Source organism: Frigidibacter oleivorans, assembly GCF_003993775.1.
Classification (GTDB): Bacteria; Pseudomonadota; Alphaproteobacteria; order Rhodobacterales; family Rhodobacteraceae; genus Frigidibacter; species Frigidibacter oleivorans.
The window spans coordinates 196,037-211,305 of record NZ_RJRZ01000001.1 but is presented as its reverse complement, the minus strand read 5'-3'; the positions used below and the strand labels follow the sequence as shown (position 1 = coordinate 211,305).

Genomic DNA, 15,269 nt, shown 5'->3' with positions numbered 1-15,269 from the left:
GCGCCGCGGCGCCCTGAATATTGCTTACTGGGACCCAGACTTTGCAAAGCCGTCGCGGGGGTCGCTCACCCGACCGCGCGCAGCAGCAGAATCACAAGCCCCGCCCAACCGGCTGCGCCTGCGCCGATCAGCGGCAGGATCCACCAAGAACGCGCGATGTCCCGCAGCCGGTCCGCGCCGATGGCGGAACGGGCGGACGGGCGATGTGCGGCGTGGGAGCGATCGAGCTGGATCACCGGTGCCTCCTTCGGTCCGGCGCCGCCCCTTGTCCGGGGCCGCGGCGGCAGGGTCTTCGATACCCTCCCAGCCTCGGTGACCGGTACGGCAGGATTGTGGCGCGGTCGAGAAAGCTGCAGGCCAAATATGGCAAATGCCGCGAGGTCACCCGCGCCGCATCAGGCCCGTTCCGGCGGAAAGCGGCGGCCTAGAACCACTGCCCCGGTTCCATCAGCCCCAGGTCCATCAGCTGCTGCGAGTGCCACAGGAACGGGACCGAGTTGTGCCAGCGAAATGTCGGGATGTCGAAGGTCGAGCCGGGATTGGCCTTCAGCGCCTTGGCCGTGCGGAAGCTCGCGATGGCCGCGGTCAGGTTGTGGTGCCACGGGCAGGCGTAGGTATTATATTCCTCGATGTTGAAGGTGTGGCCCGGACGCAGCGCCAGCCCGGGCTGCGCCCGGAACAGCGCGACCCGGTCGATGCGGCGGCGGTCCTTCGGGATATGCTCCTCGAACCGCCAGCGGATGCCGCCGAAGAAATCGTATTGGCGCGCCTTCGGCTGCCCGTCGGCCCCCGTCCGCGTCAGCGCGTAATAGCCCGACCTGTCCATCAACGGCGCGGCCATGTCGACGGCATCGGGATGGGTCATCAGGTCCGCGGCATAGAGGTCGACCACATAGCCCAGCATGGCGTCGCGCCGTTCCTCGGCATGGAAGGCGATCAGTTCGCGGACATTGCGGGTCTCGCGGAACGGGTGGAACAGGAATTCGGCGTTGAAGCAGTAGTGGAACCACGTCGTCGTCGGCGCCGCGTCCAGCACCGGGTTCACCGCGTCCAGCAGCGCATCTTCGGCGCGTGTCGGGTGGCGGATCAGGTGAACCGCCTCCAGGTCCGGGGGCAGCGTCAGTTCCGGCGGCGCGAAGGCCAGAACCGTGCGGAACCCTGCGGCGATCAGGTGGCGCAGGGTGCTGTCGACCTCGACCAGATCCTCGACCAGCACCATCGCGACCGGACCCTTCGCCAGCGCCGGCCGCGCCGCGGCAAGGAAGGCATCGACGGAGGCGTGGATCATCGGCGGCCCGGGCAGTTCGGGGACAGGGTGGCCGGACCATCCGCCAGCCGGTCGCGGGATGCAAGGGCCGGCGGTCGCCCGGCGCCGTGGTCCATCGCGGCCCGCCATTGAACCGGCGGCGGGTTTTCTGTAGGTAGCGCCGGTCCGGCCCGGCGCGGCGGCGGGGCCGCGCGAAAGGCGGGCAGCATGGACGGCGACATTCAGCACAGGCAGATCGAGGGCGGCGAGACCGAGGATCGCGCCGAGGTGAAGAAGCTCTTCATCAAGACCTATGGCTGCCAGATGAACGTCTATGACAGCGAGCGCATGGCCGAGGCGATGGGCGCCGAAGGCTATGTGCTGACCGACACCGCCGACGAGGCGGACATGGTGCTGCTGAACACCTGCCATATCCGCGAGAAGGCGTCGGAGAAGCTCTATTCCGATCTGGGCCGGCTCAGGCCGCTGAAGACGGCGAAGCCGGACCTGAAGATCGGCGTCGCGGGCTGCGTGGCCCAGGCCGAGGGCGAGGAGATCCTGCGCCGGATGCCGCTGGTCGATCTGGTCGTCGGCCCGCAAAGCTATCACCGGCTGCCGGCGATGGCGAAGGCGGCCGAGGCGGGGGAGAAGACGGTCGACACCGACTTTCCGGCCGAGGACAAGTTCGACCACCTGCCCGAGCGCCGCCCCGCGACCCGCGCGCCCACCGCCTTCCTGGCGGTGCAGGAGGGCTGCGACAAGTTCTGCGCCTTCTGCGTGGTGCCCTACACCCGCGGGTCCGAGGTCAGTCGCCCGGTGGACCGGGTGCTGCGCGAGGCGCGGGCGCTGGTCGAACGCGGCGTGCGCGAGATCACCCTGCTGGGCCAGAACGTCAACGCCTATCACGGCGCGGCGGCGGACGGGGTCTGGGGGCTGGGCCGGCTGGTGCGCGACCTCGCGCGGATCGAGGGGCTGGAGCGGATCCGCTATACCACCAGCCACCCGAACGACATGGCCCCCGACCTGATCGCCGCCCATGCCGAGGAGCCGAAGCTGATGCCCTACCTGCATCTGCCGGTGCAGTCGGGATCGGACCGCATCCTGAAGGCGATGGCGCGCAAGCACAGCGCCGAACATTATCTGCGGCTGGTCGAGCGTATCCGCGCCGCCCGGCCCGACATGGTGCTGTCGGGCGATTTCATCGTAGGCTTCCCCGGCGAGACCGAGGCGGATTTCGAAGCGACGCTGGCGCTGATCCGGGCGGTGGACTACGGCATGGCCTACAGCTTCAAGTATTCCGCCCGGCCCGGCACCCCCGCCGCGGAAAAGCCGCCGGTGCCCGCCGATGTCGCGGATGACCGGCTGCAACGGCTGCAGGCGCTGCTGGGCGCGCAGCAGAAGGCCTGCCAGCAGGGCATGGTCGGGCGCGAGGTGCAGGTGCTGTTCGAGAAGCCGGGCCGCGAGCCGGGGCAGATGGTGGGCAAGTCCGACTACCTGCACGCCGTGCATGTCGCCGCCCCGCCCGAGGCGCGGGGCCGCATCGCCACGGTGAGAATCGCTGCCAGCGGCCCGAACTCGCTGGCCGGGCAGGTGACGAGCCCGCTGTGGTGAAATCGCGGCAGTGCGGCGCTGCGGCTGTGACAGTGCTGCATCTGCGGCAGTATAGTTTCCGAACCCGGCCCAATTCGCCGACTTAACCACTTTCCCCAGCACCGGAACCTGCTACCGTTCGCGGGATTTTGGTTTCCGCGTCAAGCGATTGGGTTTGCGCGCGGCGCGCTTGGACAAAGCGGTTGGAGGCGAAGCAGTGGCAGGACATCTGGTCAGCGGGGCACTGGTTGCGGCGGCGATGGCCGCCTTCTCGATCCTGCCCGCGGCGGTCGAGGCGCAGACGGTGCGGGGCGAACGCGCCGCGCCGACGATCTGGGTCGATCCCGACGGCTGCGAACACTGGGTCATGGACGACGGCTGGGAGGGCTATATGGACGCCCGCATCGACAGCCGCGGCCTGCCGGTCTGCAACCGGGGCGAGGCCTGCGGGGTGATGCCGACCGACCAGCTGTTCGCCACCGACAGCGCCGCGATCTCGGCCGAGGGGCGGCGCCAGCTGCAGCAGTTCTTCGCGCAGCACCGCGCCGGCGGCTATGTCGTGGCCGGACATACCGACAGCCGGGCCAGCGATGCCTACAACCTCGACCTGTCGCGCCGCCGGGCGCTGGCCGTCGCCTCGGTCGCGCAGTCGACGGGGGCGCGGGTCGTGTCGGTGGACTGGTATGGCGAACGCAAGCCGCGCGCCTCGAACGCCACCGCCGCCGGGATGCAGCAGAACCGCCGCGTCGAAATCTTCTGCATCCGTTGAGGGAGAGCGTCCGATGACCGCCACCAAACTCGCCGCTGTCCTCGCGCTGGCCGGGGCGCTTGCCGCCTGCGATGCGCCGAAGCAGGACAAGACCGTCGACAATTTCGTCGACTCGAAAAGCGTCACCCAGCTGAAGGCCGGGATCTGGGTCGATCCCGAGGGCTGCGATCACTGGATCATCGACGACGGCGCCGAAGGCTACATGAGCGCGCGGCGCTATCCCGACGGCCGCCCGGTCTGCACCGGCAAGTCCGGCACCTCGGGCTACATCACCGGTCCCTATCAGCGGGGCAGCGCGGTGGCCGACCCGGTCTGACGGGAAACCGCCGACCTCGGGTATGCCGATACAATCTTTAGCGGCCGCGGAACGTCTCCGCGGCCGATCTTGTTTCTATTTCGCCGCCGATGCGCTGCAGCACTTGCCAGACGGGAAGCGGCTTGGCACCATCGCCTTACCAACCCTCTGCCGAAGGGAGTCGTTATTGGGCATCAGCGCGCTGACCCCCCCGCCTCGCCCCGAAGACGTCCACGAGACGCTTCTGGAATTTCCCGACAATCGGCTGCTGCGCGACCTGTGCGGCCAGTTCGACCGGAACCTCGCGCAGGTGGAGCAGGCGCTCGGCGTGCACATCCTTCGCCGCGGCAACCAGCTTGCGGTGGTGGGCGAGCCCGCAGCCCGCGACCAGGCCGCCGGAATGCTGATGCAGATGTATGCGCGGCTGGAATCCGGGCGCCAGGTCGAATCGGGCGACATCGACGCGATGATCCGCATGGGCGACCCGGCGGTCGACGTGGTGGGCAGCCCCGCCGACCAGCTGGAGATGTTCGCCGGAGGCCGCTTCGAGATCCGCACCCGCCGCAAGGCGGTGGAGCCGCGGACCGAGGCGCAGAAGGCCTATGTGCGCAACCTCTTCCAGCACGAGATGGCCTTCGGCATCGGCCCGGCCGGCACCGGCAAGACCTATCTGGCGGTGGCCGTGGGCGTGACGATGCTGATCGGCGGCCATGTCGACCGGATCATCCTCAGCCGTCCGGCGGTGGAGGCGGGCGAGCGGCTCGGCTTCCTGCCCGGCGACATGAAGGAGAAGGTCGATCCCTACATGCAGCCGCTCTACGATGCGCTGAACGACTTCCTGCCCGCCAAGCAGGTGGAAAAGCTAATGCAGGAAAAGCGGATCGAGATCGCGCCGCTGGCCTTCATGCGCGGCCGGACGCTGGCCAACGCCTTTGTCGTGCTGGACGAGGCGCAGAACGCCACCACCATGCAGATGAAAATGTTCCTGACCCGTCTGGGCGAGGGCAGCCGCATGGTCATCACCGGCGACCGCAGCCAGATCGACCTGCCGCGCGGGGTGCCGTCGGGCCTGAAGGATGCCGAGCGCATCCTGAACGGGGTGGAAGGCGTCAGCTTCAACTACTTCACCGCCTCGGACGTGGTGCGCCATCCCCTTGTCGCCCGCATCATCGAGGCCTATGACCGCGCGGATGGACCCGAGGCTGGTTGACACGATCGCAGAGGACGACCGCTGGCAGGCGTTCGGGCTGGACGGCATCGCCGAACGGGCGGGCCGCGCCACGCTCCGCGATCTGGGTCTGGACCCGGCCGGGTTCGAGATCAGCCTGATGGGCTGCGACGACGCGCGGATCGCCGCCCTGAATGCCGAGTTCCGGGGCAAGCCGCTGCCCACCAACGTGTTGTCCTGGCCGTCGGAAGAACGGGGCGCCGAGGCCGAGGGCGCGGCGCCCGACCTGCCCGCGGGCGACCCGGACATGCCCGAGGAACTGGGCGACATCGCCATCGCCTGGGACACCTGCGACCGCGAGGCGGCCGAGGCCGGCAAGCCGATGGCGGATCACGTGACGCATCTGCTGGTGCATGCGGTCTTGCACCTTCTGGGCTACGATCATGAACGCGACGGCGATGCGGCGCTCATGGAAGGGACGGAAGCGCGGGTCCTTGCGGGGCTCGGGCTTGCAAATCCCTATGACTGACAGCATCTGAAACGCGGGCCGCGCCTTGGCGCCACAGGCCCGGCCATATGGAAAGGACCGATGGGCGAGAGTGCGGACGGGTCTACGGCAGCGCAGGGCGCGCTGGACCGTGAGACGGGAAGTGAAGCCGAGGGACACAGTAGCAGCCCCCGCGGTTTTCTGGGACGTATCCTGAACGTGCTGGGCGGGGGCGAGGTCCCCGAACCGTCCGGCGAGGAAGCGCCCGCGCGCCCCGAGGCGCGTGCGCTGCCGGGCCTGTCGGCGCTCAGGCGGCTGCGCGTCGACGACATCGCCACGCCCAAGCCGGAAATCGCCGCCGCGCCCGTGGATATCGGGCTGGACGATCTGGTCGCGGTGTTCCGCGAACACGGCTTCAGCCGGCTGCCGGTCTATGACGGCACCATCGACACACCGCTGGGCATCATCCACCTGAAGGATCTCGCGCTCGGCTTCGGCTTCGGCGCGCCCGGCGAGGGGTTCGAGCTGCGCCCACTGCTGCGGCCGCTGCTGTATGTGCCGCCGTCGATGGCGCTGGCGACCCTGCTGCAGAAGATGCAGGCCGAGCGGATCCACATGGCGCTGGTCATCGACGAATACGGCAGCGTCGACGGGCTGGTGACGATCGAGGACCTGATCGAGACGGTGATCGGCGACATCGACGACGAACATGACGAGGACGAGGAAGGCGCCTTCTGGTCGCAGGAAAAGCCGGGGCAGTGGGTGGTTCTGGCCCGCGCGCCGCTCGACGAGTTCGAAGAGGCGGTGGGCCGCCGGCTGGCCGATGACGAAGAGGGCGAGGAGGTCGACACGATGGGCGGCCTCGTCTTCATGCTGACGGGGCGGGTGCCGCTGCGGGGCGAACGGGTTCTGGCCGAGAACGGCGTGGAATTCGAGGTGCTGGACGCCGATCCGCGCCGGATCAAGCGGCTGCGCGTCCGCCTGCCCGAAGCGCGCGCCTGACCGTGGCCGGCCCGGCGCCGACCCCGGCCGCCGTGGCCGCCCGCGTGGACGGCGCCGTCGCGGCGGTGCCGAGTCTGCGCTGGATCGACCGGGGATGGCTCGCCCTGCTGGGGGGGCTGGTGGCGGCGGGGCAGGCGCCGCTCGGCGCGTGGTATGTCGCGCTGCCGGCGCTGTGGCTGGTGATCCGCCGGGTCGCGGCGGAATCGCGGCCGCGCCATGCCGCGCTGGCGGCGCTGTTCGCGGGGGCGGGCCATTTCGCCGCGGCCCTGTTCTGGATCGTCGAGCCCTTCTTCGTCGAACCCTGGCGGCATGGCTGGATGGCACCCTTCGCCCTGCCGATGATGGCCTTCGGCATGGCGCTGTTCTGGGCGGGGGCGGGCTGGGGCGCTGCGCTGTTGGGCCGGACGCCCGCGCGGCGGGCGCTGGCGCTGGCGGTCTGTCTGGCCGCGGGCGACGCGCTGCGCGGTTATGTCTTCACCGGTTTCCCCTGGGCGCTGTTCGGGCATGTCTGGATCGGCACGCCGGTGGCGCAGGCCGCGGCGCTGGCCGGGTCGCTCGGCCTGTCGCTGGCCACGACGCTCGCCGCGGCGCTGCCGGCCATCTTCGGCCTGCGCGGCGCGGCGGCGGCGCTGGCGCTGGTCGCGGGGCTGTGGGCAGGCGGCGCCTGGCGGCTGGCGCAGCCGGTGCCGCCGCCCGACCGGCCGGTGACGCTGCGCATCGTCCAGCCGAACGCCGCCCAGCACCTGAAATGGCAGCCCGGCATGGCGGAGGTGTTTTTCCAGCGGCTGCTGGACCACAGCGCCGCCCCGGCCGAGGGGCCGGAGCCCGATCTGGTGATCTGGCCGGAAACTGCGGTGCCCTGGCTCTTCGATGCCGAGGGTGCGCTGCCCCAGGCGATTGCGGCCGGCGCGGGCGGGCGACGGATCGTGCTGGGCCTGCAGCGGGCCGAGGGCGCGCGCTACTACAACAGCCTCGCGGTCCTGGACGGCGCGGGCAGGCTGCAAGGGCTGTACGACAAGCATCACCTCGTGCCCTTCGGGGAATATCTGCCGGCGGGCGACCTGCTGGCGCGGGTGGGCATTTCCGCCTTCGCGGCGCAGGCGGGGCATGGCTACAGCGCTGGTCCCGGCCCCGCGCTGCTGGACCTCGGCGCCGGGCTGGGCCGGGTGCTGCCGCTGATCTGCTACGAGGCGGTGTTCCCGCAGGAACTGACCGCCGCTCGGCATCTGCCCGGCCCGCCGCCCGGCTGGATCCTGCAGGCCACCAACGATGCGTGGTTCGGCAGCCTGTCCGGCCCCTTCCAGCATCTGGCGCAGGCGCGGCTGCGGGCAATCGAGCAGGGCCTGCCGCTGATCCGCGCGGCCAATACCGGCGTGTCGGCCGCCATCGATGCCCGGGGGCGGGTGCTGGCGGCGCTGCCGCTGAACGAGGAGGGGCATCTCGATATCGCGCTGCCCGGCGCGCTGCCGCCGCCGCCCTATGCGCGGACGGGCGACCTGCCCATGCTGATGCTGCTCGCGGCGCTGCTGGCCGGGCTCGCGCTGCTGCGCTTGCGCAAGCGCGATTGACGCTGCCCTGCGGCAGGGATACGCAGGCAAAACGAACTGCCACAACGGCTTCCTGGCGTGGCGGGGATTTTTTGTGAATGGAGCGCTTCCCGATGGCACGGCAGAATTTCATCTTCACCTCCGAGAGCGTCTCGGAAGGTCACCCCGACAAGGTCTGCGACCGGATTTCCGATGCGGTGCTGGATGCGTTCCTCGCCGAGGAACCCAACGCCCGCGTGGCCTGCGAAACCTTCGCCACCACCAATCAGGTGGTCGTCGGCGGCGAGGTCGGGCTGTCGGACAAGACCAAGCTCGCCGAATACATGGGCCGGATCGACGGGATCGTGCGCGATTGCGTCAAGGACATCGGCTATGAGCAGGACGAGTTTCACTGGGCGACGCTGAAGGTGTCGAACCTGCTGCACCCGCAATCGGCGCATATCGCGCAAGGGGTCGACAAGGACGGTGCCGGCGACCAAGGCATCATGTTCGGCTATGCCACGGACGAGACGCCGGAACTGATGCCGGCGCCCATCCTCTATTCGCACGCGATCCTGCGCCGTCTGGCCGAGGCGCGGAAGGCGGGCGAGGAGCCGACGCTGCGCCCAGACGCGAAGTCGCAACTGTCGCTGCGCTATGAAAATGGCCTGCCGGTCGAGGTGACGCAGCTGGTGCTGTCCACTCAGCATGCCGATGAAAGCCAGACCTCGGACGACATTCGCGCCATCGTCGAACCCTATATCCGCGAGGTGCTGCCGGAGGGCTGGCTGACCGAGGCGACGGAGTGGCATGTCAACCCGACCGGCACCTTCGTCATCGGCGGGCCGGACGGCGATGCGGGGCTGACCGGGCGCAAGATCATCGTCGATACCTATGGCGGTGCGGCCCCGCATGGCGGCGGCGCCTTTTCCGGCAAGGACCCGACCAAGGTGGACCGCTCGGCGGCCTATGCCGCGCGCTATCTTGCCAAGAACGTGGTCGCGGCCGGTCTGGCGAAGCGCTGCGTGATCCAGGTCGCCTATGCGATCGGCGTGGCGCGCCCGCTGGCGATCTATGCCGATACCTACGGCACCGGCGAGGTGCCCGAGGCCGAGATCGAACGCGCCGTGGCGCAGGTGATGGACCTGACCCCGCGCGGCATCCGCGAACATCTGTCGCTGAACCGGCCGATCTATCAGCGTACCGCGGCCTATGGCCATTTCGGCCGCACGCCCGACAATGACGGCGGGTTCAGCTGGGAACGCACCGATCTGGTGGCGGCGCTGAAGGCCGCGCTCTGACGCCAACCGGGGGCGGCGCTGCCGCCCCACGCCCTCAGTGGAGCCGACATGCCCGACGCCTTTCGCTATGCCCTCATCATGCTCGCCGCCGGCATCGGCATTCCGCTGCTTGCGGCGCTGAACGCGCAGCTGGGCGCCCGTATCGGCTCGCCCCCCGCCGCCGGGGTGGTGCTGTTCTGCGTGGCGCTGGCGGGGGCGGTGGCGGTGATGCTGGCGACGGGCAGCGCCGGGGCGCTGGCCAAGGTGCCGGCGCAGCCGAAACACCTGATGCTGGGCGGCCTCTTCGTCTGCTTCTACGTCACCTCGGTCACCTTCGTCGCCCCGCGCTTCGGCGTCGGCAACGCGGTGTTCTTCGTGCTGCTGGGGCAGATGATCTCGGCCGCGATCATCGACCAGTTCGGCCTGTTCGGCGCGATGGTGCGCCCGCTCGGCGCGGCCCGGGTGGCGGGCCTGTGCTGCATGGGGCTGGGGCTGTGGCTGATCCAGCGGGGATGAGCGGACCCGACCGGGGTTGACCCCGCCCGCAAAGCGGCGGTATGGCCGCGCCCCATGACCCCGATGCCCGATGATGACATGCAGGACGACCGCGCGGCGGACGACTCCGACGCGCCCCAATGGCGCAACTTCTATGGCCGCCGGTCCGGCAAGACGATCCGCCCGTCCCAGCGGACCTATCTGGCCGAGGATCTGCTGCATCTGGGTCTGCGCGGCGTCAGCCGCGCCGACAATCCCGACCGTGCGCCCCTCGACCTGGCGGGGGTCTTCGGCCCGGACCGCCCAGTCTGGCTGGAAGTGGGCTTTGGCGGCGGCGAGCACATGGTGCATATGGCGGCCCGCTATCCCGGCATCGGCCTGATCGGCTGCGAGCCCTTCATCAACGGCGTGGCGATGTTGTTGGGCAAGGTGCGGCAGGCGGGGGTGTCGAACCTTGCCGTGCATCCGGGCGATGTGCGCGACCTCTTCGACGTGCTGCCCGCCGCCAGCATCGCGAAGGCCTTCCTGAACTATCCCGACCCCTGGCCCAAGCGCCGCCACCACCGCCGCCGCTTCGTCACGCAGGACCATCTGCTGCCGCTGCATCGCGTGATGGCGCCTGGGGCGGAGTTCCGGGTGGCCACCGACATCTCCGACTACATGCGGCAGGCGCTGCTGGAGGTGCCGAAGGCGGGCTTCGCCCTCGTCGCCCGGTCCGGCACACCCTGGGAGGACTGGCTGTCCACCCGCTATGAGCAAAAGGCGCTGCGCGAGGGCCGGGTGCCGGATTACGCGACCTTCCGGCGGGTCTGACGGCCCGCCAAGGCCAGCCGTCTCGAAGGTCAGCCGCCGAAGGTCAGCCGCCGACGGTCAGCCGTTGAACAGGAAGTGCAGGACGTCGCCGTCCTTGACCTCATAGGTCTTGCCCTCGACCCGGAACTTGCCGGCCTCGCGGGCGCCGGCTTCGCCGTTGCCGGCAATGTAGTCGTCATAGGCGACCGTCTCGGCGCGGATGAAGCCCTTTTCGAAATCGCCGTGGATCACGCCCGCCGCCTGCGGCGCCAGCGTGCCCTTGTGGATGGTCCAGGCGCGGGCCTCTTTCGGGCCGACGGTGAAATAGGTCTGCAGGCCCAAGAGGGCATAGCCCGCGCGGATCAGCCGGTCGAGCCCGGCCTCCTCCAGCCCCATCTCGGCGAGGAACATCTGCGCCTCTTCGGCGTCGAGCTGGCTGATCTCTTCCTCGATCCGGGCCGAGATCACCACGCTGGCCGCGCCCTGTTCGGCAGCCATCTTCGCCACCCGTTCCGACTGGGCATTGCCGGTGCCTGCGGCGGATTCCTCGACATTGCAGACATAGAGGACGGGCTTCGCCGTCAGCAGCTGCAGCATCGCCCAGGCCTTGCGGTCATCCTCGGCCACCGTGACCGCGCGGGCGGGCCGCCCCGCCTCCAGCGCCGCCAGCGCCTGACGCAGCAGCCGGTCCTGGTCGAGCGCTTCCTTGTCGCCGCCCTTCAGCTTGCGGGCGAGGTTCGCCAGCCGCTTCTCGATCGATTCCATGTCGGCGATCATCAGCTCGGTCTCGATGGTCTCGGCATCGGCCACCGGATCGACGCGCCCCTCGACATGGGTGATGTCGCCATCCTCGAAGCAGCGCAGCACATGGGCGATGGCATCCACCTCGCGGATATTGGCGAGGAACTGGTTGCCGAGGCCCTCGCCCTTGGACGCACCCTTCACCAGCCCGGCGATGTCGACGAAGGTGATGCGGGTGGGGATGATCTGCTTCGACCCGGCGATGGCGGCCAGCCGGTCCAGCCGCGGGTCGGGCACCGCCACGTCGCCCACATTCGGTTCGATGGTGCAGAAGGGGAAGTTGGCGGCCTGCGCGGCGGCCGTCTTCGTCAGCGCGTTGAAGAGCGTGGACTTGCCGACATTCGGCAGCCCGACGATGCCCATCCTGAAGCCCATGATCGCTCTCCTGCAAAGCCCGGGGGTGTCATAGGCAAGGCCCCGCCCGCGTGCAAGCCGTGGCAGGGGGCAGCGGGAAAAAGTGTTGATGCCAACCTAATGCCGTGCCACCCTGTCCCCGTCCGCCGCGGCCGACATCCCACCACCAGAGGAGACGCGCGATGAGCTTCGATCCCTACCTGCATTTCCAGGGCAACTGTGCCGAGGCGATGACCTTCTATGCCGAGGTCTTCGGCGCCGACGACCTGATGCTGATGCGCTATGGCGAGGCGCCCGAAGCCCCGCCCGGCCCGCCGCTCGACGAGACCGGGCGCCAGCTGGTCATGCATGCGGCGCTGATGAAGGACGGGCGGGCGCTGATGGCGTCGGACTATCCGCCGGGGATGGAGGGGATGCCGCAGGCTTCGGTTTCGGTCAGCCGGTCGGTGCCCGATCTGGCGGCGGGCCAGACCCTGTTCGACCGGCTGGCCGAGGGCGGCGCGGTCATCATGCCCTTCGCCGAAACCTTCTGGGCCGAGGGCTTCGGCATGGTGAAGGATCGCTTCGGCACCCATTGGATGATCTCGGGCCCGATGAAGGCCGGCATGGGCTGCCCCGAGGAGGAGGAGGTGGCCGCGGTCTGAGGACCGGACGTCGCGCAGGGGCCGTCGCATCCCCGCCGCAGGGTGCCGCAACGGGCATTGATTTTCCGGGCCGGCTTGGGCAAGACCCGGTGAATTCAGCACGAGGGAAGCCCATGACCCGGATCGACGACACCTTCGCACGGCTGCGCGGCGAGGGGCGCAAGGCCTTCGTCGCCTATATCATGGCGGGCGATCCGGACGCGGCCACCTCGCTGGAGCTGATGAAGGGCCTGCCGGGCGCGGGCGTCGACGTGATCGAACTCGGCATGCCCTTCACCGATCCGATGGCGGACGGCCCCACCGTCCAGCGCGCCGGCCAGCGGGCGCTGGAGGCGGGCCAGACCCTGCAGAAGACGCTCGCGATGGTGGCCGAATTCCGCAAGGGCGACGCCACCACGCCCATCGTGATGATGGGCTATTACAACCCGATCTATTCCCGCGGCGTCGACCGCTTCCTGGCCGAGGCGAAGGCGGCGGGGATCGACGGGCTGATCGTGGTGGACCTGCCGCCGGAGGAGGATGACGAACTGTGCCTGCCGGCGCAGGCGGCGGGGCTGAACTTCATCCGGCTGGCGACGCCCACCACCGACGACCGCCGCCTGCCCCGGGTGCTGCAGAATACCAGCGGTTTCGTCTATTACGTCTCGATCACCGGCATCACCGGATCGGCGGCGGCGCAGGCCGCCGATGTCGGCCCGCAGGTGGCGCGGATCAAGGCGGCGACGGACCTGCCGGTGGTGGTGGGCTTCGGCATCACCACGCCCGAGGGCGCGCAGGACATCGCCGGCATCGCCGATGGCTGCGTCGTGGGATCGGCCATCGTGAAGCTGGTGGGCGAGGGCAAGCCGGTGACAGAGGTGCTGTCGCTGGTCACCGCGCTGGCCGCCGGCGCGCACGCGGCCTGAGCGCAGGCGCGGGCGCAAGGGGGGCCGCGGCGGGGGCGGAAACCGCCGCAGGAATCCGCTTCCCAACCCGGGCGTTCCCGTGTAAGGGGGCAGCCTTGCGGGCATGCACCCTTGGAGGATGTCCGCCGTTTAACCTAGGAGAAGACCCAATGGCACGTGAGATCCCGGATCTTGTGGCCGTGGTGCGGACGGGGACAGGCAAGGGGGCCGCCCGTCAAGCCCGTCGTGAAGGCTACGTACCCGGCATCGTCTACGGCGACGGCAAAGAGCCGCAGCCGATCAACATCAACTACAACGCCCTGCTGAAGAAGTTGAAGGCCGGCCGTTTCCTGTCGACGCTCTTCAACCTGAAGATCGACGGCCAGGACGACGTGCGCGTCATCTGCCGCGGCGTGCAGCGCGACGTGGTCAAGGACCTGCCGACCCATGTCGACCTGATGCGCCTGCACCGCAATTCGCGCATCAACCTGTTCATCCATGTCGATTTCATCAACCACGACGAGGCCCCCGGGCTGAAGCGCGGCGGCACGCTGACCGTGGTGCGGTCGGAAGTCGAACTGGAAGTGACCGCCGGCGACATCCCGGACCACATCACCGTGGACCTGGCCGGCAAGCAGATCGGCGACGTCATCCACATCAACGATATCGAGCTGCCGAAGGGCGCGACGCCCACCATCGCGCGCAACTTCGTGGTGGCGAATCTGGCGGCGCCCTCGGGCCTCGTGTCGGCCGAGGCGGCCGAAGCCGAGGCGTGATCGCCCGGCACTGACGTTTCGCGGCGGGGGCCTTCGGGCCCCCGTTTGCATTTCGGGGGGCGGTTCAGTCCCGTACCGGATCGCGGTAGTCGTGCCAGCGCCCCTGCCAGTCGCGCACCTGCCAGTGGCCGGGCTCGCCCGTCTCGCGCAGGTTGTCCGCGGTCAGCGGCGCCTTGCCATGCCCGCCGGGGATGTCCAGCACATAGGTCGGCTGGCAGAGGCCGGAAATCCGCCCCCTCAGCGCCGCGACCAGCGCCCGGCCCTCGGCAATCGTGGTGCGGAAATGCGAGGTGCCCCGCGCCAGATCGCAATGGTGCAGGTAGTAGGGCGTTACCCGGTTCTCGATCAGCGTGCGGAACAGCGTCTCCAGCGCCCCCACCGAATCGTTGATCCCGCGCAGCAGCACCGTCTGCGACAGCAGCGGGATGCCCGCGCGGGACAGGCGGCGCAGCGCGGCGCGCGCCTCGGCCCCGATCTCGTCGGCATGGTTGGTATGGACGACGACATGCACCGCCGGCCGGATGTCGAGCGCGGCGATCAGTCCGGCGTCGATCCGCTCGGGCGCCACCACCGGCACGCGGGTATGGAAGCGCACCACGCCCACATGCGGGATCGTCGCCAGCCGGTCCAGGATCGCCCCGATCCGCCGCGCCGACAGCGACATCGGGTCGCCGCCGGTCAGGATCACCTCGCGGATCGCCGGATGTGCCGCGACATGGGCCAGCGCCGCGTCGAGCTGGTCCGCCGGCAGCGCGCCGGTGCTGCCCACGCCTTCGCGGCGAAAGCAGAAGCGGCAATAGACCTCGCAGGTCTGGGTGACATGCAGGATCACCCGGTCGGGATAGCGATGGGTCAGGCCCGGCACCGGGCTGTGCACCGCATCGCCGATCGGGTCGGCCAGTTCCTCGGGCCGCACCCGCGCCTCGCGCCGGTCGGGCAGGAACTGCCGCGCCACCGCATCACCGGGGTCGCGCAGCGCCGCCCGCATCGCGGGGGACAGCCGCACCCGGAATTCCGCCGCCACCGCCTCCAGCGCCGGGGCATCGGCTGCCGCGACCAGCCCGTCGGCCCGCAGGTCGGCGATGCTGGTCAGCGCCCGGGGCAGGCGATGGGGCGGACAAAGGGGCAGGGGGTCGGCCATGGCCCCGGCTTTTCGCGCG

17 protein-coding genes and 1 riboswitch are annotated in these 15,269 nt (G+C 69.8%); of the genes, 13 read left to right on the top strand and 4 right to left on the bottom strand.

Going from position 1 to position 15,269, the window contains the following annotated elements:
• Nucleotides 1-65: 65 nt before the first annotated feature.
• Both EEY80_RS19945 and EEY80_RS01135 read right to left on the bottom strand, forming a co-directional pair.
• Nucleotides 66-236, bottom strand: a complete 171-nt coding sequence (locus tag EEY80_RS19945; RefSeq protein ID WP_164738094.1) for a hypothetical protein — start codon at nt 234-236, stop codon at nt 66-68.
• A 188-nt stretch (nt 237-424) separates the two neighbouring features.
• Complete coding sequence (locus EEY80_RS01135) at nt 425-1,288, bottom strand: hypothetical protein (protein ID WP_126974719.1); 864 nt, start codon at nt 1,286-1,288, stop codon at nt 425-427.
• Between the two features lie 186 nt (nt 1,289-1,474).
• Here EEY80_RS01135 and miaB point away from each other — a divergent pair, with 186 nt between their 5' ends.
• From miaB to trmB, 10 genes are all read left to right on the top strand, one after another.
• On the top strand, nt 1,475-2,857 hold the full coding sequence (gene miaB / locus EEY80_RS01130) for a tRNA (N6-isopentenyl adenosine(37)-C2)-methylthiotransferase MiaB (RefSeq protein ID WP_126974718.1): 1,383 nt from the start codon (nt 1,475-1,477) through the stop codon (nt 2,855-2,857).
• 238 nt (nt 2,858-3,095) lie between these two features.
• Complete coding sequence (locus EEY80_RS01125) at nt 3,096-3,605, top strand: OmpA family protein (RefSeq protein WP_126975075.1); 510 nt, start codon at nt 3,096-3,098, stop codon at nt 3,603-3,605.
• 13 nt (nt 3,606-3,618) lie between these two features.
• Nucleotides 3,619-3,921, top strand: a complete 303-nt coding sequence (locus tag EEY80_RS01120) for a hypothetical protein (protein WP_126974717.1) — start codon at nt 3,619-3,621, stop codon at nt 3,919-3,921.
• Nucleotides 3,922-4,087: 166 nt separating this feature from the next.
• Entirely contained in the window at nt 4,088-5,110 is a 1,023-nt protein-coding gene (locus EEY80_RS01115) for a PhoH family protein (RefSeq protein WP_235829671.1), read from the top strand.
• On the top strand, nt 5,091-5,597 hold the full coding sequence (gene ybeY, locus EEY80_RS01110) for an rRNA maturation RNase YbeY (protein ID WP_126974715.1): 507 nt from the start codon (nt 5,091-5,093) through the stop codon (nt 5,595-5,597). Before EEY80_RS01115 ends, ybeY begins: the two co-directional genes overlap by 20 nt.
• A gap of 60 nt (nt 5,598-5,657) precedes the next feature.
• Nucleotides 5,658-6,557, top strand: a complete 900-nt coding sequence (locus tag EEY80_RS01105) for a transporter associated domain-containing protein (RefSeq protein ID WP_126974714.1) — start codon at nt 5,658-5,660, stop codon at nt 6,555-6,557.
• 65 nt (nt 6,558-6,622) lie between these two features.
• Complete coding sequence (lnt, locus tag EEY80_RS01100; protein WP_126975074.1) at nt 6,623-8,125, top strand: apolipoprotein N-acyltransferase; 1,503 nt, start codon at nt 6,623-6,625, stop codon at nt 8,123-8,125.
• A gap of 33 nt (nt 8,126-8,158) precedes the next feature.
• Nucleotides 8,159-8,210: riboswitch (SAM-SAH riboswitch) on the top strand.
• 7 nt (nt 8,211-8,217) lie between these two features.
• Complete coding sequence (gene metK / locus EEY80_RS01095) at nt 8,218-9,384, top strand: methionine adenosyltransferase (RefSeq protein WP_126974713.1); 1,167 nt, start codon at nt 8,218-8,220, stop codon at nt 9,382-9,384.
• Between the two features lie 48 nt (nt 9,385-9,432).
• On the top strand, nt 9,433-9,879 hold the full coding sequence (locus tag EEY80_RS01090) for a DMT family transporter (protein WP_126974712.1): 447 nt from the start codon (nt 9,433-9,435) through the stop codon (nt 9,877-9,879).
• A gap of 78 nt (nt 9,880-9,957) precedes the next feature.
• Complete coding sequence (gene trmB / locus EEY80_RS01085) at nt 9,958-10,671, top strand: tRNA (guanine(46)-N(7))-methyltransferase TrmB (RefSeq protein WP_407920708.1); 714 nt, start codon at nt 9,958-9,960, stop codon at nt 10,669-10,671.
• 57 nt (nt 10,672-10,728) lie between these two features.
• Here the strand turns inward: trmB and ychF are convergent, their stop codons facing one another.
• Complete coding sequence (ychF, locus tag EEY80_RS01080) at nt 10,729-11,826, bottom strand: redox-regulated ATPase YchF (RefSeq protein WP_126974711.1); 1,098 nt, start codon at nt 11,824-11,826, stop codon at nt 10,729-10,731.
• A 161-nt stretch (nt 11,827-11,987) separates the two neighbouring features.
• Between ychF and EEY80_RS01075 the strand changes: the two genes are divergently transcribed.
• The 3 genes from EEY80_RS01075 (at nt 11,988) to EEY80_RS01060 (ending at nt 14,109) form a co-directional block, all read left to right on the top strand.
• Entirely contained in the window at nt 11,988-12,449 is a 462-nt protein-coding gene (locus EEY80_RS01075) for a VOC family protein (RefSeq protein WP_126974710.1), read from the top strand.
• A 113-nt stretch (nt 12,450-12,562) separates the two neighbouring features.
• A complete protein-coding gene (gene trpA, locus EEY80_RS01070) occupies nt 12,563-13,354 on the top strand; it encodes a tryptophan synthase subunit alpha (protein ID WP_126974709.1) in 792 nt (263 codons plus the stop codon).
• A 149-nt stretch (nt 13,355-13,503) separates the two neighbouring features.
• Complete coding sequence (locus tag EEY80_RS01060; protein WP_126974708.1) at nt 13,504-14,109, top strand: 50S ribosomal protein L25/general stress protein Ctc; 606 nt, start codon at nt 13,504-13,506, stop codon at nt 14,107-14,109.
• Between the two features lie 64 nt (nt 14,110-14,173).
• On the opposite strand, the gene EEY80_RS01055 is transcribed toward EEY80_RS01060, so the two are convergent.
• Nucleotides 14,174-15,250 carry a lysine-2,3-aminomutase-like protein gene (locus tag EEY80_RS01055; protein ID WP_126974707.1) on the bottom strand — a complete coding sequence of 359 codons (1,077 nt, stop codon included), beginning with the start codon at nt 15,248-15,250 and terminating at the stop codon, nt 14,174-14,176.
• Between the last annotated feature and the right edge of the window lie 19 nt (nt 15,251-15,269).